The 21,953-nt window shown below is 47.0% G+C and carries 16 protein-coding genes; 6 read left to right on the top strand and 10 right to left on the bottom strand.

The genetic code is table 11. The features are described 5' to 3' along the window. Positions 1 to 45 precede the first annotated feature (45 nt). From WJU22_RS12615 to WJU22_RS12600, 4 genes are all read left to right on the top strand, one after another. On the top strand, positions 46 to 2,289 hold the full coding sequence (locus WJU22_RS12615) for a hypothetical protein (RefSeq protein WP_341843587.1): 2,244 nt from the start codon (positions 46 to 48) through the stop codon (positions 2,287 to 2,289). 20 nt (positions 2,290 to 2,309) lie between these two features. Further along, positions 2,310 to 3,701, top strand: a complete 1,392-nt coding sequence (locus WJU22_RS12610) for a RagB/SusD family nutrient uptake outer membrane protein (RefSeq protein ID WP_341843586.1) — start codon at positions 2,310 to 2,312, stop codon at positions 3,699 to 3,701. Positions 3,702 to 3,778: 77 nt separating this feature from the next. After that, entirely contained in the window at positions 3,779 to 5,056 is a 1,278-nt protein-coding gene (locus WJU22_RS12605) for a TlpA disulfide reductase family protein (protein ID WP_341843585.1), read from the top strand. 48 nt (positions 5,057 to 5,104) lie between these two features. Next, the gene (locus tag WJU22_RS12600) at positions 5,105 to 6,247 is read left to right on the top strand and encodes a TlpA disulfide reductase family protein (RefSeq protein WP_341843584.1); all 1,143 of its coding nucleotides are present in this window, start codon (positions 5,105 to 5,107) and stop codon (positions 6,245 to 6,247) included. 107 nt (positions 6,248 to 6,354) lie between these two features. On the opposite strand, the gene WJU22_RS12595 is transcribed toward WJU22_RS12600, so the two are convergent. The 9 genes from WJU22_RS12595 to WJU22_RS12555 all read right to left on the bottom strand — a co-directional run bounded on the left by WJU22_RS12595 (position 6,355) and on the right by WJU22_RS12555 (position 15,818). Then, positions 6,355 to 6,762, bottom strand: a complete 408-nt coding sequence (locus tag WJU22_RS12595; RefSeq protein ID WP_341843583.1) for a hypothetical protein — start codon at positions 6,760 to 6,762, stop codon at positions 6,355 to 6,357. 84 nt (positions 6,763 to 6,846) lie between these two features. After that, complete coding sequence (locus tag WJU22_RS12590; RefSeq protein WP_341843582.1) at positions 6,847 to 7,905, bottom strand: hypothetical protein; 1,059 nt, start codon at positions 7,903 to 7,905, stop codon at positions 6,847 to 6,849. A 29-nt stretch (positions 7,906 to 7,934) separates the two neighbouring features. Then, on the bottom strand, positions 7,935 to 8,390 hold the full coding sequence (locus WJU22_RS12585; protein WP_341843581.1) for a MauE/DoxX family redox-associated membrane protein: 456 nt from the start codon (positions 8,388 to 8,390) through the stop codon (positions 7,935 to 7,937). Between the two features lie 762 nt (positions 8,391 to 9,152). Continuing rightward, the gene (locus WJU22_RS12580; RefSeq protein ID WP_341843580.1) at positions 9,153 to 9,551 is read right to left on the bottom strand and encodes a hypothetical protein; all 399 of its coding nucleotides are present in this window, start codon (positions 9,549 to 9,551) and stop codon (positions 9,153 to 9,155) included. A 655-nt stretch (positions 9,552 to 10,206) separates the two neighbouring features. Next, on the bottom strand, positions 10,207 to 11,043 hold the full coding sequence (locus WJU22_RS12575; protein ID WP_341843579.1) for a sugar phosphate isomerase/epimerase family protein: 837 nt from the start codon (positions 11,041 to 11,043) through the stop codon (positions 10,207 to 10,209). 266 nt (positions 11,044 to 11,309) lie between these two features. Continuing rightward, entirely contained in the window at positions 11,310 to 12,785 is a 1,476-nt protein-coding gene (locus tag WJU22_RS12570) for an MFS transporter (protein WP_341843578.1), read from the bottom strand. Positions 12,786 to 12,915: 130 nt separating this feature from the next. After that, positions 12,916 to 13,980, bottom strand: a complete 1,065-nt coding sequence (locus tag WJU22_RS12565; protein ID WP_341843577.1) for an HlyD family secretion protein — start codon at positions 13,978 to 13,980, stop codon at positions 12,916 to 12,918. A 21-nt stretch (positions 13,981 to 14,001) separates the two neighbouring features. Next, positions 14,002 to 15,315, bottom strand: a complete 1,314-nt coding sequence (locus WJU22_RS12560) for a TolC family protein (RefSeq protein WP_341843576.1) — start codon at positions 15,313 to 15,315, stop codon at positions 14,002 to 14,004. A 56-nt stretch (positions 15,316 to 15,371) separates the two neighbouring features. Further along, positions 15,372 to 15,818 carry a MarR family winged helix-turn-helix transcriptional regulator gene (locus WJU22_RS12555; RefSeq protein WP_341843575.1) on the bottom strand — a complete coding sequence of 149 codons (447 nt, stop codon included), beginning with the start codon at positions 15,816 to 15,818 and terminating at the stop codon, positions 15,372 to 15,374. 470 nt (positions 15,819 to 16,288) lie between these two features. On the opposite strand from WJU22_RS12555, the gene WJU22_RS12550 reads away from it, so the two are divergent. Continuing rightward, the gene (locus WJU22_RS12550; RefSeq protein WP_341843574.1) at positions 16,289 to 19,387 is read left to right on the top strand and encodes a SusC/RagA family TonB-linked outer membrane protein; all 3,099 of its coding nucleotides are present in this window, start codon (positions 16,289 to 16,291) and stop codon (positions 19,385 to 19,387) included. Between the two features lie 11 nt (positions 19,388 to 19,398). Beyond that, a complete protein-coding gene (locus WJU22_RS12545; RefSeq protein ID WP_341843573.1) occupies positions 19,399 to 21,012 on the top strand; it encodes a SusD/RagB family nutrient-binding outer membrane lipoprotein in 1,614 nt (537 codons plus the stop codon). A 78-nt stretch (positions 21,013 to 21,090) separates the two neighbouring features. Here the strand turns inward: WJU22_RS12545 and WJU22_RS12540 are convergent, their stop codons facing one another. Then, positions 21,091 to 21,948 carry a DUF4249 domain-containing protein gene (locus tag WJU22_RS12540; RefSeq protein ID WP_341843572.1) on the bottom strand — a complete coding sequence of 286 codons (858 nt, stop codon included), beginning with the start codon at positions 21,946 to 21,948 and terminating at the stop codon, positions 21,091 to 21,093. Positions 21,949 to 21,953 lie beyond the last annotated feature (5 nt).

Raw genomic sequence — 21,953 nt, 5'->3', positions numbered from 1 at the left:
CTCGGAACTCTTTCAAATGCCGAAACTCAAAAGTTAATCAGTGAGATGGAAAATACGGATATAAGAACTGAAATTTACAATCATTTAATGCAACACCCTACCACTCAGCAATACTCCTTAAGTATAACTGGGGGAAGCGAAAAGAACCAGTATTATACGTCCTTTGGCTACGATAAATCAGTCCCATTCGACATTAACACTAAAAACGAACGACTAACATTTAGATGGAACAATAGTTGGCAGCCAATTAATAAACTAAGTATTACAACTGAAATAAATTGGATAAAGTCTGATCTAAATTCTAAAAACAATCTAACAAATGATCAGGATAGGCTCTTAAAATATACGTATAATAAGCTAGCTGATCATCAGGGCAACGCATTACCAATTCAGGCTAATTTCAGAAGTCTTTTTACTGATACCATAAATGCTCCAGGAATTCTTGATTGGCACTATTATCCATTAAGTGAGGCTCAAAATGGGCAAATAAAAAACCAATCAAATGATATTAGATTTATTGGGGCTTTAAATTTTCAGTTTTCAGGAGCACTAACTGCTTCAATCCAGTATCAATACCAGCACAATCAAGCAGAAAGCAATGTGATTAATTCTTTGGAAACGTATAACACCCGCGACCAAATAAACAAATTCGTACAAACAGACCCATCGACAGGCACTTTAGTATATCCCTACCCGAAAGGTGACTCCTATGATCGATCAACATCTAAAATCACCTCCTGGAATTTAAGAGGAAGCTTAAATTACAATAAAACATTTGGATTACATAGTATCGTCGCATTAGCTGCAATTGAAAGAAGAGAAACCAACCAAGATCAAAACATAGAAGTTCGCCAATGGGGATACAATCAAGAAACAAATACGGTTCAAAATTTACTTTATGGCACATGGATTGAACGTCCGTTTAATAGCTCAAGTATCATTGCTCCCTATTCTGCCATTTTATCAGGTTTTGTAAATAGATTTGGTAGTTACTTGGCAAATGCCTCTTACACCTATGATGAAAAATATATAATATCTGCTAGCGGCCGAATAGACCAGAGCAATTTCTTTGGCGTGAAAGCAAACGATAGAATTGTACCGCTAGGCTCTGTTGGTTTGGGTTGGAAGCTATCAAATGAGTCCTTCTTCAATACAAAGTTTATCGATAGACTTGCTTTTCGTATCACATATGGCTATAGTGGAAATGTCAATGCCGGAACATCCCCATTTGCTACAGCCACTTACATGAACCCTACCAGCCCTACAAATATTCCATATGCAACTATTACTACTCCACCTAATCCAAAACTTGGATGGGAAAAAGTCAAACACATTAACATAGCTTCAGATTTTTCATTCTTTAAGAATAGACTCAGTGGGACATTAGAATTCTATTTGAAAAATGGGCAGAATTTAATTGGACCGATAAAATCAGCACCAAGCACAGGATTTCTGGAATATCAGGGCAATAATGCAAGCATAAAGACAAAAGGGATGGATCTAAACCTAGCAAACAACAATAAGCTTGGTGAAATTTCAATAAGAAATGTCTTTCTTTTAAGTTATAATACAAATAAAGTTACGAATTATCTTGTTGAAATGCCGATAGGTCAAGTACAGCCGATTAATTTCACAGGTAGATTACCCGAAATAGGTAAACCCGTCGACAAATTATATACCTATAAATGGGCAGGACTTAGCGCAGAAAATGGTGATGCATTACTTTATATTGATGACAAAATAGTAGGGTCCAGGCAATTTAGATCAGCAACGCTAAAAGACTTTGAATATAATGGCCGACTAACACCTAGCTGGACTGGAGCTTGGAGAACCGAAGTTGCGTGGAGAAACTTTTCCTCCTCGATTGGAATAAACTATAGATTTAAAAATGTGTTTTTAAGGTCTTCTTTCAATGGCCGTTTTGATATCGACCGAAATTTCAAACATGAAGACTATTTATATGCATGGAAAAAACCTGGAGATGAGAAAATAACGAATGTACCTGGATTTGCCGACGCCTATCCAGATCGACGTTATAGCGTATATAGCCAAGCAAGCGTATTAGTCGAAAGTGGTGATATGATTCAACTTCAAGACATTAGATTAAACTGCGATCTTACACCTTATCTCAAAGGATCAAAAACCTTATCAAAAGTCCTACTCTACTTTTATGTGGATAATATCGGGATAATTTGGAAACAAAGCAAATATGATCCAAGATTGAACGGTGCATTTACTTATTACGCAAATCCAACATCTTATTTCGGAGGTTTATCCGTACAGTTCTAACCTACTAATCATATTATACCATGAAGAAACATACTCTCAGCACCATAGTCATTTTCTTGTTTCTAGCTCTAAGTACTTCCTGTTCTAAAGATTGGTTTGATATTAAGGCTGATAAAAACCAAACCATTCCTTCAACTTTGGACGACTTAGAACTTTTGCTTGACGACTACAATACAATTTCTGCAAATACACCTGCACTTGGAGAAGTATCATCGGATGGCCATCATTTACTCGAGTCTACGTGGCCGAACTATCTAATAGACTTCCCGGATTACAACAATAGCACCAATGCGTATACCTGGTCATATAAACAACCTTATACAGCAGTCGTAGATTGGAATCAAGCATATCGAAAAATATTTATTTGCAATCTCGTGCTAGTTAATATTGAAAAAATAGATCGGGGACTCCATAACGCAGTACAATACGACAGAATAAAAGGTAACGCGTTGTTTATTATTGCTAAAACTTACTTCGAAATTGCGCAGCTATATGCGGAACCATATAAAGCTAGTACTATCAGCAAATTTGGGCTACCAATAAGAGAAGGTATTGATATTACAATTAAAAGCCAACGCGCCGGAGTAAAAGAAACATATGAACGAATAGAAAACGCCATAAAAAGTGCTATTCCGCTACTTCCCACAAAACCTAGTCTTGCTACCAGGGCTAGCAAGAACAGTTGTTATGCACTTCTTTCCCGTTTTTATCTCTTAACTGGCAACTATGGTCTATGTGTAAAGTACTCAGATTCGTCACTTTCAATAAACAATAAGTTATTGGATTTTAATAGCTTACCGATTGGCAGACTTGGCATTGGCATTTTTAATCCTGAAGTAATATTTCATTCTGCGATGTTGACAATTCCAATGTTATCCATCTCAGATTCGTATATCGATACTTCTCTATATAATGATTATGCAGAAAATGACCTCCGAAAATCAGTATTCTTTCAAGAAGTTGACAGTGGATATATCTTTATTGGGGACTACTCTAATGATGGTGAAAAATTCTCCGGTATTGCAAATGATGAAATATTACTAAATAGGGCGGAAGCCTATGCAAGATTAAATAATATACAACTTGCGCTGATGGACGTAAATAACTTACTTAAGACCAGGTTTAGAACAGACGAAAATGGGCACTCAACTTACCAGCCATTTGAAATTGATAATCAGAAAGATGCAATTGACTTAATTGTGACAGAGCGCCATAAGGAGTTGATATATAGGGGTATAAGGTGGAGTGATTTACGCAGACTTAAAGACGATGCTCTCCATGCTCCCAAAATAGAACGTACAATTGGTGGTCAAGTTTACCGGCTAAGCCATTCTTACCAATATACACTTCCGTTACCCGAAGACGAAATGTCATTTTCGTCACTAGAGCAAAACCCAGGTTGGAGTAATTAGCGATTAATGTGATTACCCCTTTTTAGAACATTTCTACTCTTATTTAAGAAAACGATGTTTAATTAAAATAGTTAAATATGAATGTTCGAAGGAAAGTTAAATGGGATTTGCATATTCTTATCCTGTTACTTACACTTACTGTCCCGAAAGCAAAAGGTAAAGATTTATCTAACCCTCAACTGAAGTATGATTCTATAGTGAAGTTTGGCACAGAAATCCGGAATGCAGGTGATAGATTGGCGCAACTAGAACTGAATGATACAGAGCATAGAGCCTTACTCATTGCCAAATTGGACTCACTTTCTTGCAAATTTCAGCAGGTATGGATTGAATTTTGGAATGAATACCCAAAGGATAAAAGAAAATTTGAATGGTTCTTAACAAATGCAAGCAATAAAGCTAACTACATACACTACTGGCGTGACAGAACTGAAGGCGCAAAGCTTTATACAAAAATACCAAAGAACATACATCAATATACAGCTGAGATAGATACAGCAAGTTACAATAAAAACTCAAGGCAACTTGACGAAATGGCAAAGGAGTACTTTTGTTATATCGATAGTATTGGCGGTAAAGACAACATTACAACAAAAGCCTATTATTTGTATAAACTAAAAAACTACCTTAAGCTTTGTCAAAACACCGCATTCAGACCCTCCAAGGATATAATGCTTGAAAAAATAAAAGAGTACTTTTTGAATACAGCTAAGGCTGACAGTTTTGGGATCAAGAATGAAAGAGACGGCTTTACACCATATTTAAGTGATTATTATCAATTACTCACAGAACAATTCTTTACTCGAATTGATGAATTCGACCTTACCGTCGAAGACATATTAATATTCATTACCAGTTTTGAGGACGAAAAAAACGAAATACTTAAAGGCTGGCAGCAATACAATATGAAATTATTTAATTCATATAGTGTACCATTGCCGTTCGAAGGAAAAACCACAAAAGGAACACATTTAAATATCAAGGATTTTAAAGGTCAAGTCGTGTTACTGGATTTATGGTCGATTGGGTGTTCCAGTTGTATTGCAGCATTTCCAAAGGTCAATCTCCTACTAGAAAAGTACAAGGACAAAGGATTCAGTGTTATCGCAGCATGTGCTGCGAATATAAAATCACTTTCAAAAATTGAAAAAATAAATTCAAGCGCCAATGTAAAATGGGAAACAGTACTTTTCTCGGAAGATAATACCGGTAAAAACTTTTCCACTAAATATTTATCCGATTATGCATTTTTTGCATTCCCGAGATACTTACTACTTAATAAAGAAGGAAAAACAATTTCATATTCCTATTTCCTAGACTCAGACATTGAAGCGAAAATCCTTGCCGCTTTATAAAATGAAGAGTTTTTCCGTTAACTAACAAAATAAACCTCCTTATTAAAAATGAGAAAATACACCTTACAAAAGCTAATTTTTCTTTCCTGTTGTTTACTTCCAACACTAACAACATTAGCAAGCAATCAAATTAATTATACGGTCAAAGGAAAAATTAAAGGTCTACCTGACGGCACCAGAATATACCTTATTAAAACAAATAACGAAACTAAAATAGACACCATTGGCATAACTTTTAGCAAAAACGAATCCTTTCACTTGTCTGGCACCGACGATATTGTAGGGAAAATTCATGCACTTGCATTTGACCAAAGTGACATCAAAAAAGTGGTTCCGAGTGGATTGGAACCTATGCCATTTATTATAGAAAATAATAATTTCTCGATTCAAGGGAATTTAGAAAATTGGCCAGTAGTCAACTTCATAAATTCCAAAACCAATGAAAACTATCATAAATTAATTGATGAAATACGCGCAATTAATAAAGACATGAGACTCCGGTTCCCAAAAGGAGGCGACGCGATGGACAGTATATATACAACTACTGTAAAAAAGGCTTTACTTAAATATCCAGATAGTTACGGTACAAGTGTTATTACAGAATTATTTTCACAAAAACTGGGAAAAGTAGAACTAGCTTTCATTTATAGCACTTTTAGTAACAAAGTCAAGGAAAGTTATTACGGACAAATTATTAACAAAACGCTCCACTACCTGACAGATGCTCACAATATCATGGAAGGTAAAATCCTACCCGATTTCAAATTTCCCACAGAGTCTGGCGACTCTATAAGCATTTTGCAATACGCTGCGACAAAAAAGTATGTTTTAATTGACATTTGGGCAAGTTGGTGTACGCCATGCAGGGAGGAAATTCCGAATCTTAAAGAAGTTTATAAAATATACGGAGATAACGGATTAGGCATCGTTAGTATATCCATAGACAAAAATGAAAAATCTTGGAAATCCGCACTTTCTAAAGAAGCAATGCCGTGGGTGCATACAATCGATCCTGATGAACTCATTAGCGGAAACATTTTTCGTGTATCTTCTATACCAGTATATATCCTAATTGATAATCAAGGAAAACTGATTTCCTTCCAATCCGCTAGCTCCGGAATCCAATCATTCGGCCCAGAACTAAGGGACGTTAGCCTCCGCAATACTCTAAAAGATCTTTTCAGGCACTAACACGACACGAATTATAATATTTAATAACTTCCTATATACAATTCAAATTAAAAGGGGCATCGATTAAATATGATGCCCCTTTACCATTTATTAACAACTAATGTCTATTAGTTATTAGTGCTTTTGCAAAATACTTGAGATACTTTGTATTTAGCTGACGGTAAGCTACCTTCCGGATCAATAGTCGGCTGATCAGAACAAGCGGTAGAGGTTTCTGCTACAATGCGGAAGCAGCAGATAAATTGGCCAGAATTGCAAACTGCAGGAGTCGGATCGATAAGAGTTGTGCTAAGATCATAGATATGATCATTAAGTTGAACGCTAGAGCATGCTGCACCAATCAGAACCTGAGCAGGCTCACCAGCAGGGCAGCCATTTTTCAGTTCCACGGTAGGACGGAAACAATCAGCAACGCGTACAGCTTTAGTTTCAAATGCGCCGGCTTGAGCAGCGATAGTGAAACCCAGGGCAACAACTGCAATAATCGCAGCAAAGCTAAATTTCAAATTTTTCATGTTCGTAATCTTTTAAGAGTTAAGAATTGGATTAATTAACCTCATTTTAAGGACATGAAGTGATCCTTTTATAGCGCTATATTTTTACTTTGTCTTAAGATCATAAACCACTATCTTCCCATCATATAAGGCATATAATTCATCTTTATAAATTTTTGATGATTTAAAAGCCTTATTTCTGATTTTATTTATGATTATGCTTCCATTATAACTACCATCAACAATTTGATACCGATCAAGAGAGACGGAGTTGTTAAATAAAGAGTGACTCTGGTTATCAGCTCTTAAATTTGAAACAATGTATAAGTACTTTTCATCTAACAAAATGTCCCTATTCACGTTTTTTCGTGCCATTCCAGGAATCAATTTCAATGTGGAATCACCAGAATCCTCCGTGGCAACTCCAACTGCATTGGTTGATATAGTATCAATTGTCCGATGTTTATACAACAAATTCAAACCTGTATCCATGCAATAAAACCTATTTCGAAATGCCTCGACATAAAAAAGTCTTCCACTCTTTTTCTCAAACTTCAACATTCCGTCTGTAGACATACCGCCTTGGCCATCCATTAGTTCTTCAACAACTTTTTCCTTACTTTTTTCGCCTGTAATGGAACTAATCTTTTCAAAAATCTGTTCGCTAAAATCCTTATTAAATGTTCGTATTACCAATTGCTCTGGCGAAATCTGCACTGATTTGGTAAATACCTGAGTGTTTAACGAGCATACTTTTATTCCGTCATCGGAGAAAGACCCTGAAACAACTACCTGCAAATTATTCAAGTGCAAATACAATTTATTAGAATCTATTTCCAAACAATACGGCACCATTTTATCGGGAGGGATATTCATTCGAATAACAATCGTATCGGTTTTCCCACTTTTTTTATCGATCGCTAGTAATCCTGTTGGACTATCGCCGGCTAAAAATATTTTGTCATCAGATATTCCCACAATCTTATTCAAAGGTTCAACAAACTCATATGATGTGATTTCATGAAGTGATGAACTAGACAATAAGTTCCTGGAAAAACCGTTATTTGCAGCGTTCGGAAGTGGAGTAATACTCATTAATAGAAACATAAATCCAGTCACAACGACCACAATTCCACCGATACGATATAACACAGCTCTTCTCATATTAATTACTTTTTAGGATTCTACTTTAACTAGGCTGTTTTAAGTACGTATACTTTTCTTTCAACGATTAGCACACCAATTAATGCAGCGATTGTAAACGCACCATTAAAATAAAGGTGATCGCTCCAAGTCATTTTTGCTAGAACACCTCCACAACTACATGGCAAATCATATGCATATTGTAGCATCATGTATATATAAATTGTAAACATGAGCATCAGGGCAAAAGACGCATACAGCCCTACTATTCTTGTTTTCTTAATTACGAGCAATAAAGCAAGTAGTAATTCACCCGTAGGAATTGCAAATGAAAGAAATCCAGACATACCACTTATGAAAGGCGACAATCCTAATTGGGTTTTAAAATTGCTGAAGTCAAATATCTTACTGATGGATGTATACACCCATAAGATAATTAACAACGCGACAATAAGCTCCAGGCAAAGCTGTGAAATTCGGATTTTCCGAGTTACATTCTTAAGCATACTCTTGTGTCTTTGGGTACAATTAAATCAATGGTAATTGACTTTAAATGGTGGAATAGGCATTCAATAAATTGCGTACTCTTTTTGCGTCTTAAGCTTTTCGTTGCTGTTGACATAGCTAAATTAACAACACCTACAGCAGAAAGAATGCAGTGTAAAAAAAATCTGAAGATTTATACAGTATTTTTATAAATACCTTAATCCCAGCGCACATCACATTTTATACTAAAAAAATCAACCTAAACTCGATTGATCAAATTATATTTCAATCACAGTAATTGCTACAGCTACCCGCCCCCCGAAAAGGCTATCAAAACAAATAGGCATCAAACTTTATGATGCCTTTTAATGAAAAACATTAAAATATTGGAATATCTATAATATACTGACGAGATCTTGCATTTCACTAAAGTGATGGTATGCAAAGGGGCCATCCAGGACTTGTCCGCAAACGTATTATATCCAGGTACGATTCAGATTCGGTAAATGTATTCTTCCCTATGCAGAAATTACCTCTAATTGGATATTTCGAATTAGCCACATCCCATCAATATAGTTGCCTGTCCTTATGAGCTCAATTTTCGCCCAATCTAGGAAATTACTAATACCTGAATGTGATTAGTATTTTTTAGTTATATGGACCGATAAAGAAAAATACATCAGCATATGTAGCTAAAATAAATACAACAGTGAATCAAAATATTAAACATTGTACATCTGCCTAACGCCTAGTATCAACAAAGAACAAAAGACAGAATTACATCAATTTGGAGTAGCCTTACAGAAAACTTGAGAGACTTTATACCTACCCGTAGGGAAAGGACCGAAAGGATCAATAGTTGGCTGATCAAAGCAAGGTGCATTATCGGCTACAATTCTTATGCAACATATATAAGCGCCACCAAAACAGGAGACCGCAGGATCAATAAGAGTTGTACTTAGTTCAAAAACATGATCACCAACCTGGACAGCATTGCATAGAGAGCCTATTTCTACTGTAAATGACGACCCGAAACACCCCCTTTGCAGTTCGTATGGGGGACGGAAACAATCTGCAACTCTCAAAGGCTTGGCGTAAATCAGCCCAGCCTGTACTGCAATCGTACATCCAACGGCAACAATGATAATAATACTTGCGAAAGTGAATTTCCATTTTTTCATAATAGGGGATTTTATGTATTGTTAATATTCAATGTCGTTTCAATAAGTTTAACAACCACAGTTAGTAAATGTAAATTGATAACTAATTAGCAGTTGACTTGCAGTAAGCTTGTGAAACTTTATACTTACCACAGATAAAGTATCGGTAGGATCAATAGTTGGCTGATCAATGCAAGGTCCCGTATCGACTACAATTTTTATACAACAAATAAAATTGCCTCCATTACTGGCACTGGGATCAATTAGAGCTGAACTAAGTCCATAAATATGATCATTAACCTGAACAGTGTTGCATGGATCGCCTATTTCTACTCTAAATGTAGGATTTTTACTATCCCTTTTCAGTTCGTATGGGGGATGAAAACAATCTGCTCCTCTCAAAGCTTTGGCATCAATCAGCCCACACTACAATGAAATCGTACATCCAATGGCAACAATAAAAAAATTACTCGCGAAACTAAATCACTACTTCAGCTCAATTAGAAAATGCAATAAATGTTTGGCACATTCGGAATGGCGAGAATACTCAACTTGTCGAAGCTAACGGAATCTTTGAGTTAAATAAAAATACAGACACTTACGGCATCCAAAATGCAGTGACAGAAAAAGGCTCCATGACCACTACAGCCATGGAGCCCTCCAAAAATCAGGAACCCTACTTCACCAAACTCCTCACCACCCCCTCAAAAAACCCTTTCCCCTCCGCGATCCCCGGCAGCGGGTCCGCCATGTTCTTCTCATACTCTATACTGCAAATGCCCTTATAATTAATCCTTGCCATCGATTGCACAAAGCCGGGGAAATTAATGACCCCGCGGCCGATCTCCGTGGGTTTCCCCTGGTTGGAGGCCACCGTCACATCTTTCAGGTGCAGATCGAAAATACGGTCTTTGTACAGCTTCATCGCCTGGCCGGGCTCCTCTCCTGCCCGCATGGCGTGACCGATGTCCAGGCAAATGCCCATGCGCGCGTCGCGGTGCTTGATGAGGTCGTACACGTTTTTGGGACCGGGGTAGAGCTTGTCTTCCGGGCCATGGTTGTGGATCGCCAGGCGGATGTTCGTCGCTTTGATCTTTGCCTCTGTGTAATCGAGCAATTCGGGATTGGGAACACCCACGATCAGGGGAACGCCCACCTTCGCAGCATAGGCGAACGCCTCATCCACGGCCTTTTCGGTTTTCATGTAAATCACACCCACGGCGTACACCTTGATGCCGGCCGCTTTGAACTTACCCAGGACTTCGGCGATCTTCTCTTCCGAGCTGTTCAGGGGCAGGTGGATGTCTTTCACGGAAATGTACTCGATGCCGGCGCGTTGCATCTGGGCGATCGCTTCATCCACACTGAACTTGGCGAAGGTGTAACCCGCCATGCCCATGGGGAAGCGCTGGCCTTCCGGCTTCGGCGCCGCCGCTACCGCAGCCAGGGGCCCCGCCGCGGTGGCGACCAGTCCCAATGCGGTTTGCAACAGGAAGTTTCTTCTTGTAGACATATGTTTTGTAAGATTATTTTGACTCAATATGGGAATTTTCCGGGAATTTTCCGGCGGAATTGCATCCGTGGCGGTCTTTGACCGATTTCCAACGTTGTAAATGATTTTGAAGCTGTTGGGGAGTGATAGTAGGCGTGTGCTGTGACTTCCTGAACCGGAGGATTTGAATCGCACATCGTCATCGCGCCTGGGATATTCTGGAATCTATCCCACGCCGTGCCAAACACCGAAATCCAACCACAACTTCCGGTCTCTCCCATTACAACTCAAGCCGCCGCTGCCGCGGCGGCCACCGCATCCCCCTCATCGTCGTCCCTCCTCCTGCGGAAACGCGCCTTCAGCGGCGTCCCGGAAATCGCGCGACTGATCGTCACCATCCGCCGGAAATCCAGCCGGCCGAAGTGATGCGTCAACACATACGTCAAAATGAAAAGCCCCCCGATGCATACGTACCCGTACAGCGTTTTGGTGGCATCCAGCACTGCCTGCACCTGCAATTGGCCGTATAGCGCCATCCCGCCGTCGTAGGCAACGGCATCCATCCCGGTGGCCAGATTAGCGGCGCTTTGCCATTGCAGCTGGTATTGCGCCCAGGAATACACCGCGGCGAAAAGCGCTACGCCCACGAAGGTCCGCACCACCATGAGCACGCTCACGGCACTCAGCATTTCATCCATCGGGAGGGTGCTCATGGCGTAATACCAGATCCCGATGAACAGGACCGTCATCCCCAAACCCTTTACCACACTGATGACGTAGAGATATTCGATGTCGATGACGGGCGCCATGAGGAAGTACATGCTCACGCTATACGCCATGAAACACAGATAGCCGCCGAAAATGAAGTATTTGAGATGCCATCCCCGTTTAAAGCCCACCGCGCCCATGATGCCGCCGGCGATGATACCGGGGATCATCCAGGCGTAGAGGATGGCGTTGGTATAGTTGTCGTACCCCAGCACGCCTGTGGTGAATGTGGTTTGCATGGCCGCGGTGCCCATATACACGCCCAGGCTCATCAACAACAGCAATCCATGCCACACGGGCGTTTTCCGGAAAACGCGCACGTCTATGAAGGGATGTCGAAGCATTAGCTGGCGCCATATGAACAGGCCCGCCATCAACACAAACCCCACTGCCGCCCACTGGATCGATGTGGACGAAAACCAGGCCTGCTGCCGCGCAAACACCAGCACATAATCCAGCAACAGAAAAGCAGCGGCGAAGATCGCCATGCTCCACCAGTCGATGCCTTTCAAAGACACCGCCCGCGCACTGCGCTTGTTATGCATGAAAATCACAGCCAGCAATGCGTTGATCAGTAAAATCCCCGCTATCGCATAATACACCGCCTGCCATTCAGATTTGTACGCCAGGCCGGTGGTCCCCCAGATCACCAGCTGGCTCGTCACGATGCTGATGGTATAGTAAAACGAATAGAATTTGCCGCGGTCGCCGGTGGGCGTGATGAGGAACATGATCACGGGGATCATTTTCAGCAAAGCCAGCATCTTGAAAATGCCCATGAGGAACGAAGCGCCCACGATTACCAGGGGCTCCGTGGTCATGGCGCATAGCACGGAAAGCGCCGCCAGCGCCAGGAAGCAGCCTAGGAGCAATTCCTTCCCCCGGAACCGCCGCTCCAGCCGCAAGATCACCGGCACCACGGCCCCCATGCCGATCACGTTGGCGTAATTGGCCATCGAGATCACTTCGGTATAAGTGCCGAGGCTCCCCACCATATCGCTGATATTACCGGTATATACACCCGCGGCCGCCAGCACCGGCAGCTCGAAAACGCCGATGAGCAGCAGCGCCAGGGCCTGGGCACCCAGCTGTGAAAAAGTCCTTTGTCGTATAACTGGTTCATGATTAATCGAGTGTGATCACCACGTTCATCCCGGCGCGCAGCAGCGCGAGGGCTTCCGGGGCATTGTCTTGCGTGAATTCGATGCGCACCGGTATCCGTTGCTGCACTTTCACGAAGTTGCCGGTCGAGTTATCTACAGGCACGGAGGCGTAGCGACTCCCCGTGGCGGCTGAAATGGCCGTCACTTCACCGATGTATTCCTTATCGCCGAGCGCATCCACCTTAATGCGGAGCTTCCGGCCGATCCGGATCTTGTCCATCTGCCGCTCGCGGTAATTGGCGGTCACCCATTTCTGTTCGCTCGTCACGATCGTGGCCACCTGTTGCCCCGCCTGGAGCAACTGCCCTTCGTTGATGCTCCGCCGGCCCACGAACCCGTTGTGCGGGGCGGTGATGACGGTGTAGCCGATATTGAGGCGGGCCATGTCCAGCGCCGCTTTGGCGCGTTTGATCTCCGCGTCGTTCACCGCCAGCCGGGTGGCCGTTTCATCGGCGCTCAGGCTGGTGGTGGTACGCTGGTTCACGAGGGCGTCGTAAGTGGCTTTCTGCGCGTCGTATTCCGTTTTCATCTGTTCGAACTGCTGACGGGTAACGGCATCGTCCTTCAGCAGGCTTTCGTATCTTTTATAATTCTGTTCCGCGTTCCAGAGCCGGGCTTTCGCGCCGGCGATGTTCGCTTCCGACACACCGATGTTGTTCCTGACCGTCCGCACGGAAGATGCCGTAGTAGCCTTCGCCGCCAGGGCGTTGGCATACGCCGCTTCCGCCTGCGCGAGGGCCGTTTGCAGCTCGCGGTCGTCTATCACCACCAGTGTATCGCCCTGCTTCACTGCCTGGTGCTCGATGAAACGGATTTCTTTGATGTAACCCGGCACGCGGGTGTTGATGGGGTTGATGAAAGCCTCCACCTGCGCGGCATTGGTATAGCTGCCGTCGCCCACATGGAAATACTGGCGGAGCACCCAAACGAGCCCCGCGGCAATGAGCACGAACGCGGCGATGTTGACGTACATCATCCGCCGTTTGTGCCGGCCTGTTTTCCTGTTGTTGTTATGTTGCGTTGCCATTGTATGTAGTGTGTTGTGTGTTTATAATTGTCCGGTGGTTTTGAGGAGCTGGTAATAGGTGAAGAGGATATTGATTTCCGCGTTCGTGTATTGCAGTTCCGCGTCCAGCTTGGCGTTGGTGGCATCGAGCAGGTCTACGGCCAGGGCCAGCTGGTTGAGGTATTTCTTTTCGATGATGCGGTAGTTTTCTTCCGCCAGGCGCCGGTTCTGCTCCAGCGTCTGCCATTGCGTGATGGCTTCGTTGTGCTTCACGTACGCCGCGTTCACCGCCACGCCCGCTTGCTGGATTTTCTCCATTTCCACCGCGCGGTACTGGTCCACCTGCAGTTCCGCCTGTCTGATGTGTTTCGGGGCCGTGTAGATAGACGCGATATTGAAGGAAAGCGTTAATCCCGCCTGCCAGCCGTTCGCATATGCGTCGAGCGCGGGGCTCACCGACGTCACGGGCCTCGACAGGTTATTGCCCGCGTAGGCCGACAGCGAAGGGAGCCTGTCCGCCTTCGTGACTTTCAGTCCCGCCTGCGCGATCTCCGTGCTTTTGGCGGCCATTTTCACATCCGGCTGGTGCCCCGGCACGAGGGCCTGGTAATAGCGGATGTCTTTCACTGCCGGGTGTTCCTCCAGCAAAGTGGTATCGGGGAGGATGAGCAGTTCATCGGGCAGGCCGAGCGCCGTGGTGAGTTGTTTATTGAGGATGTTGATGTTGTTGCCGATGACGTTGGATGCCAGTTGCAGGTTAGACAGCAACAGTTCGTTCCGGATCACGTCGTTGCGCGTCACCATCCCTTCCGCGTGCATCCGGCGGATGTTTTTGAGGCGTTCGCCGGCCAGGGCGATGTTGTCTGCATACACCTTCCGCTGGTTGTAGAGTTTGTAGAGGTCGAAGTAGTTCCCGGCGGCGAGGAGCTTCATGTCCTGCGTGTTCTTTTCCAGCCCCAGTTCCGCCAGTTGCTCGCGGAGCGTGGCCGCGGCGATGTTGTTTTTCACCTGGTTCCCTTTGAAGATGAGCTGGGTAGCCTGCAGCGCGAACGAGTTCGTGAAACTGGGCATCGCTACGCTCGTGGTGTTGGAAAAGTTCCGGTCGATGATGAGCGGATCGCCCATGTACCCCGCTCCCAGCGAGGCGTTGAGGCCCGGCAACCGCTGGAGCCGCGCCACTTCCGTTTGCTGGCGCGCCAGGGCTACGCCGGCGGCAGACACCTTCAGCGAAGGGTTCGCCGTTTCGGTGAGGCGGAATATCTCCGGGAGCGGCACCACCCGGCGCAGGGAATCCTGCGCCTGCAAAGGCCCCGATGCCAGTAATATCGCCGTCCATATGACAAGTATGTTCTTCATGATCAATCTTCGTTAAACATTATATAGTTAAATCTTTAACCATTAGGGCAAAAAAATCAGGACACCAGGTTCCTCCGCATTTTCATCAGCACTTCGCTCACCATTTCCAGTTCGGCCATGGTCACGCCGGTCTCTATCCGATGGAAGAAATCGTCGAGCACCGGGCTGAACGCCTCCATGTACTCACGCCCGGCCTTGGTAAGGGCGATGATCTTGTTGCGACGGTCAGACGGGTCTTCCGTCCGCACCACGAGCTTGCGCTTGCTGAGGTTGTCGATCAACGGGGTGATGCTCGCCTTGTTCTTGATGAGCAGGTTGGCGATCTCCTGCTGGTTCACTTCATGGCCGCGCCACAGCACCAACAGCAGCTGCATCATCTCGTACGTGATGTCATAATTCCCTTCCTTGATCTTTTTGGAGATGAACTGCCGCATGGCCGACCGCAAACTGGTGATCGCGTCCAGGGTATTGCGGATATGCTCAAATTCTTTCGATGGTATCATAACAATGCAAAGATACAGTAAATTAGTTAAATGTTAAACTATCAAGCCTACCCGATCATCCCCCGAAATCCTATACCGTTAACAATCAATAAAATACAAATCATGGGGCGATATGGGGGATTTCAAAGCGTAAATGTAAACACCCTGAAAGCAATTCGCAAGCATATGAAATAAAAAATAATCCACATCCATTGATTTCACCGGGTTTTGCGCTTATATTGGTGTCGAATTCGCAATTCCGGTCAGGGAAAACGCTTTTCAACGGGAAATCATCGAGTACGACAGCATATTTATCAAAATCAAATCGCTATTCCTTAACACATTGTAAAACAAACGGGAAACCCACGTCTGGATAACCCTTTGCCCAAAAGACACGGGAACGGCAACCAATTTAAATCGTGCAATGTGCATGCAGCTCAGCTATGTCACTATTTGTCAACCAGTTATATTCTTTCACAAAATCAGCTACCATGAGAAACATGCTCAGGCTATTAACGGCTTTGTCGTTAATACTCCTATTGCTGCCAGCCATCTCCCCGGCCCAGCAAAAAGCCATCACCGGCACCGTGCAGGGAGACGACGGCACACCTATGCCCGGCGTCTCCATCCGTATCAAAGGCACCACGCGCTATGCGCAAACCAACCCATCCGGCCAGTTCACCATCTCCGCAGCGCCCGGCGAAGTGCTGGAGTTCTCCTTTATCGGCTATGTCACCAAAGACGTGCTGATCGGGGATAACGCCACGCTCCGCGTCTTAATGGAAACCAGTTCCAGCGCGCTCGGCGAAGTGGTGGTAACCGCCATGGGCATCAAAAAGGAACGAAAGGCATTGGGGTATTCCGTGCAAGACATCAAGGCCGATGAACTGATGAAAAACAAGGATCCCAACCTCATCAATTCCCTCAACGGCAAGATCGCCGGCCTCAACATCACCAACTCCGGTGGCGCCCCCGGCTCCTCCGCCTCCATCGTTATCCGCGGCGGCACCTCGCTCGAGCGCGACAACCAGCCCCTGTTCGTGGTAGACGGTATGCCGATCGATAACTCCACCGGCCAGGGAGACAACAGCGCCTTCGACGGGATGATCAACCGCTCCACCACCAACTCCAACCGCGCGATGGACCTCAACCCGGAAGACATCGAAAGCATTTCGGTGCTGAAAGGCCCCGCCGCCGCGGCCCTCTACGGCATCCGCGCGGCCAACGGCGCCATCGTCATCACCACCAAAAAGGGCAAAGACGGCGCCGTGAGCGCATCCATCACATCCCGGTACACCAACAGCTGGGTGAACAAACTACCGAAACAGCAAAGCACCTTCAAGCAGGGCTCTTCGCTGAACGGCTCGTTCACCGACCAAACCACCGTTTCCTGGGGCAAACGCTTCGAAGCAGGCGAGGAAGTGTACGACAACGTCCGCAACTTTTTCCAGCACGGCCAGGCGTTCGATAACAGCTTCACCGTTACGGGCGGCAACAAGAACGGGAACTTCTTCCTTTCCGGCTCCGATCTCCGGCAAACCGGCATCGTGCCTACCACGGGCTTCAACCGCTCCACGGTCCGCTTTAACGGTGAACAGAAGGTAGGGCGGTTCACTTTCGGTATCAATTCTTCCTTCTCCCACGCCAACACCACCAAAACCCTCACGGCCAACGGGCTCTGGGAAGCCAAAACCAACGGTGCGCTGGAAGGCGCGCTGGTATGGCCCCGTAACCGCGACATGCGGTACTGGCTCGATCCCAATGGCGCAAAGGTCCGCCTCCTGCCCGCCATCAGCCTCGATGCCGACGGCGACCTCGAAAACCCGAACTGGATCCTGCACCGCAACCCGCAGGGCGATAAAACCAACCGCTGGCTGGGAACGGCCTACGCCAACGTGAAAATCACCGACTGGCTGGACGCTACCTATCGCCTCGGTATCGATAATTACGTGACCCAGTTCTCCACCATCGTTTCCCCCGGCTCCTCCGTGAAGGAAGCCTGGCTGAAAGGGATGATCTCCGAAACGGACAGGAACTATCAATACATCAATTCCAACTTCATGCTGAACTTCCACAAGAACATCGGCAGGGATTGGGACCTGAACTTCCTGCTGGGCACCACCGCGGAAGATTTCAAAACGAAATCCAATTCCCTCCGCGCGGAAAACCTCCTGCTGCCCAACAAATGGACCATCAACAACGCCGACCGCCGCGACCGCTACGCCCTGCAGAAGCTCGACCGCTCCAGGCTCGTGGGCGCTTACGGCGATCTCCGCGTTTCGTATAAAAATATGGTGTTCCTGAGCGCCACGGGGCGTAACGACTGGACGTCTACCCTCACGCAAGATAACTGGTCGTTCTTCTACCCCGCCGTGAGCGGCAGTTTCGTCTTCACCGAACTGATGGAAAAGAACAGCATCCTCAGCTACGGCAAGGTGCGCGCTTCCTGGGCCCAGGTGGGCAAAGTGGCGCCGGCTTACCAGACCGCCACTTACCTGAAAACGCCGGAATTGACCATCGGCGGCGGTTTCCGCAATGAATGGACGCGCGGTAACCCGAACATGAAACCGGAAACCACTACATCCACAGAAGTAGGTACGGAACTGCGGTTCCTCGGCAACCGCCTCGGGCTGGACGTAACGTATTACATCAACAACAGCCGCGACCAGATCCTCCAGCCCCGCGTGTCCAACGCCACCGGCTACATCCTCAGCTATGTGAATACCGGCGAGATCGAGAACCGGGGGATTGAAGTGTCTATCAACGCCAACCCCATCCGCAAAAAGGATTTCAACTGGGACGTGGCGCTGAACTTCTCCAAAAACAAAGGCACCGTGAAATCGCTCCCCGCTGCCCTGCCCATCCTTTACGTGACAGACGTGCAGGTCGGCAATGCGAAAGCAGCCTCGTTCGACGGCGGCAACTTCATGGGCCTCAGCGGCTCGCGCTGGCAGCACGACGAAAACGGCAACACCATCCTCGACTGGGTGACCGGCCTGCCCAAAATCTCCGGCAACACCACCGAAAACGTGGGCAACCGCGAGCCCAACCTGCTGGGCGGCATCAACAACAGCTTCACCTACAAAAACTGGAACCTTTCCTTCCTGTGGGATTTCCGGCTGGGCGGAGATGTGTTCAACGGAACGGAATACATGCTCGTGAGCAACGGCCTCAGCACCATCACCGAAAACCGTGACCAGGACATCACCCTCACCGGCGTTTCCATGAACCCCGGCACCAACAAGTACGAGGCTAAAACCGCTACCGTAAAAGCTACGGAGAAATTCTACCGCGAAATGTACCTGAACCATATCCCCTTCTTCGTGGAAAAAGTGAACTGGATGCGCCTGCGCTCGCTGTCGCTCACCTACAACCTCCCGCAGGGAATGTTCACCAGCATGAAATGGGTGAAAAACGCATCGCTGAGCCTCAACGGCAACAACCTGCTGCTGTTCACGAACTACACCGGTATGGACCCCGAGACCAGCGCTGCCGGCGCGGGTGTGATCGGTTCCGGGTCTGTAGGCATCGACTACGGCGGGATCCCTTCCACTTCCGGACTGGGTGTTAGTTTAAATGTTAAATTCTAATTCTGAGGGACATGAAAAAGATCATTTGCATTCTCACCATAGCCGCCGTTTCCTTCACATCCTGTAAGAAATGGCTGGACATCAATCAAAACCCGAACGTAGGCCAGGAAGCGGACCCCACGCCCGAGCAGCGCCTTCCGCCCATCCTCGCGCAGTTCGTGGACGGATATGAAAGCGCCGGCACCCGCGCGGCACTCGTCACCCAACAGCTCGCCACCGTTTACGTCAACGGTCTGGCCGCTTACGAAATGAGCCGCTGGAATTCCACCGCCGCATCGTCTGCCATTGCCGGATGGCCGTGGCAGAGCTGGTATGTGAACACTGCCGTGAACATCCAGCCCATGATCGCTGCCGCGCAGAAAGTGGACGCCTGGCATTACGTGGGCGTGGGCAAGATCATGAAAGCCTGGGGATTCGGGTACATGGCCGATTATTACGGCATGCTGCCTTACGATGAGTTCGACGATCCGAAAGTGCTCACGCCCAAATTCGACGACGGCGCTTACGTGCAAACGAAAGTGCTGGCCTTGCTGGACGAAGCCATCGCCGACCTCCAGAAAACCCAGGGCGCCATCGCCCCCGCCCTTTCCAAAGGCGATTACCTGCATGGCGGCAGTGCCACCGACTGGATCAAGATGGCCTATGCGCTGAAGGCCCGCTTCCTGCTGCACACTTCCAAGAAAGCGGGATTCAATCCGCAGGCCGTGCTCGATCTGCTCGACAAGGCGCCTAAAACCGACGATGAGGGCGCCATCATGCAATACGTAGACGAATCGCCGGCCACTTCTACCGTTCAGGCCGCGCTGCAATACGTGAACATCAACAACAACTATCGCCCCACGAAACTGTTCATCGACTATCTCACCAACAAATACACCGGCGCCCCTACCGGCGCCAACAACATGGAAGACCCGCGCGCCGCGCTCATGATCCCCAGTGCAACCGACGCCGGCGGCGTGCTGGTACGCTCCGAGGGCGTAGATATGGCGTCCGACATGCCCAAATCCGGCCCGGCAGCCAGCGATGCGCGTTTCATCACGCTGCGGAAAAACCCCGTGGCCCCGAAGCCCGGCGATAAAATCGTGTCCACCGGCTCCTGGTACACCCAACGCGGCGGCAAAGGCCTGCTGATCACCAACGCCGAAATGCGCTTCATCGAAGCGGAAATGCTGTTCCGCCAGGGCAAGCGCCCGGAAGCACTGGCCGCCTACAAAGCCGGCATCCGCTCGCATATGAACACCATGGGCATTGCCGGCACCACGATCGATAATTTCCTCGCCAGCACATCCGTTGTGCAAAACGCGCAGGATATCACGATGAGCCATATCATGATCCAGAAATGGATCGCGCTGAGCTATTCACCGGAAGCCTGGATGGATATGCGCCGCATGAATTTCTGTGCAGACGCGGGCGGCAATTACAACGAAGCCACTGGTGTCTACAAAGGGTTCAAACGGCCGTCGCACGTAATGGCCGAAGGTTATCCCAACCCCACCGACTGGCCGCGCCGTTGCGCCGTTCCATCGTACGAGATCAACTACAACATGGTCAAAGTGCTGGAAGCCAATCCCAATGCGGGAAATCCGACCTATATGGCGGAACCTGTTTGGTGGGACAAGCCCTGACGCACAACGTACCGTAATAAAAAAACGGCGCTCCCGGGAACGGGGCGCCGTTTTGCTTTACATGGTAATCTGTAGCTATCAGGGAATTAATTCCTTCCACCCGATGGCGATCCCGCCAACGAGGCCCAGCCCGTTCCGGATATTGTTATGCACTGTCACTTTTTCGGCGAAAGCATGGTGGTTCTTGCTGCGTTGCAGCTCGGCGGATTGCATGAAGAGGTACGTGTCGCGGGTAATTTCGCTCACTTCCAGCTCGAATTTGATAACGCGGTACCATTCCCGGGTTTTGAACGGCAATTGCCGGATACGCCCGCCGAACATCGCATCGTCGAACACATATTGAAACAGATTGCTTTCGCCGAAGAAAAGGTCTTCCAGCTCGGGCCCCAGGTACGTGATGTTACTCAGACGGCGCCAGGGTGTTGAATTTGAATATTGGGTCAGGGAATACAACCGCACACGGTAATAATTCCGCTGCGCCGGCGGATCGTTCAGCTTCAACTGGATGAAATAATCGTTCGCACCATTGGCGGGGCGCTTTTCCAGGTCTGCCGTAAAATCGATCACCTGGCCGGGGATCACGTCTTCCCCTTCCACCATCGGGTAACCGGGCACTTCGGCGGTGATCCGGTAATGCGTCCCCCCTTTCAGCGGCCGGCTACTCACGTACCGCGTTTTGCCTTCGTGCTCATTTTTCGCCAGCGTTTCCAGGAAAGTACCGTTTTCGTACAACTTCACTACCGCGTCGCTCCGCAGGCCTGGCATTGCGGTATTCGGTGTCATACTGATGCTCACTTCCGCGGTTAAAATGCTGTCGCGGTACATGAGCGCGTTCAGCACGGGTTTCACTTCATGCTCCACGTCCAGCGATATATATTTAATACAGCCCGGAAAGGCAACGGCGCACAGCGTTAAGAGTAAATATATTCGTTTCATGATTT

Origin of the sequence: Chitinophaga caseinilytica (assembly GCF_038396765.1) — a bacterium.
Taxonomy (GTDB): domain Bacteria; phylum Bacteroidota; class Bacteroidia; order Chitinophagales; family Chitinophagaceae; genus Chitinophaga; species Chitinophaga caseinilytica.
This window is presented reverse-complemented; position numbering and strand designations above follow the sequence as displayed.

Bases quoted from the DNA above. Each gene is read 5' to 3' on its own strand.
- WJU22_RS12560 (WP_341843576.1), bottom strand. From the start codon at position 15,315: ATGAAGAACATACTTGTCATATGGACGGCGATATTACTGGCATCGGGG.
- WJU22_RS12545 (WP_341843573.1), top strand. From the start codon at position 19,399: ATGAAAAAGATCATTTGCATTCTCACCATAGCCGCCGTTTCCTTCACA.
- WJU22_RS12605 (WP_341843585.1), top strand. From the start codon at position 3,779: ATGAATGTTCGAAGGAAAGTTAAATGGGATTTGCATATTCTTATCCTG.
- WJU22_RS12610 (WP_341843586.1), top strand. From the start codon at position 2,310: ATGAAGAAACATACTCTCAGCACCATAGTCATTTTCTTGTTTCTAGCT.
- WJU22_RS12555 (WP_341843575.1), bottom strand. From the start codon at position 15,818: ATGATACCATCGAAAGAATTTGAGCATATCCGCAATACCCTGGACGCG.
- WJU22_RS12600 (WP_341843584.1), top strand. From the start codon at position 5,105: ATGAGAAAATACACCTTACAAAAGCTAATTTTTCTTTCCTGTTGTTTA.
- WJU22_RS12575 (WP_341843579.1), bottom strand. From the start codon at position 11,043: ATGTCTACAAGAAGAAACTTCCTGTTGCAAACCGCATTGGGACTGGTC.
- WJU22_RS12565 (WP_341843577.1), bottom strand. From the start codon at position 13,980: ATGGCAACGCAACATAACAACAACAGGAAAACAGGCCGGCACAAACGG.
- WJU22_RS12595 (WP_341843583.1), bottom strand. From the start codon at position 6,762: ATGAAAAATTTGAAATTTAGCTTTGCTGCGATTATTGCAGTTGTTGCC.
- WJU22_RS12570 (WP_341843578.1), bottom strand. From the start codon at position 12,785: ATGGTGGGGAGCCTCGGCACTTATACCGAAGTGATCTCGATGGCCAAT.
- WJU22_RS12615 (WP_341843587.1), top strand. From the start codon at position 46: ATGGAAAATACGGATATAAGAACTGAAATTTACAATCATTTAATGCAA.
- WJU22_RS12540 (WP_341843572.1), bottom strand. From the start codon at position 21,948: ATGAAACGAATATATTTACTCTTAACGCTGTGCGCCGTTGCCTTTCCG.
- WJU22_RS12590 (WP_341843582.1), bottom strand. From the start codon at position 7,905: ATGAGAAGAGCTGTGTTATATCGTATCGGTGGAATTGTGGTCGTTGTG.
- WJU22_RS12580 (WP_341843580.1), bottom strand. From the start codon at position 9,551: ATGAAAAAATGGAAATTCACTTTCGCAAGTATTATTATCATTGTTGCC.
- WJU22_RS12550 (WP_341843574.1), top strand. From the start codon at position 16,289: ATGAGAAACATGCTCAGGCTATTAACGGCTTTGTCGTTAATACTCCTA.
- WJU22_RS12585 (WP_341843581.1), bottom strand. From the start codon at position 8,390: ATGCTTAAGAATGTAACTCGGAAAATCCGAATTTCACAGCTTTGCCTG.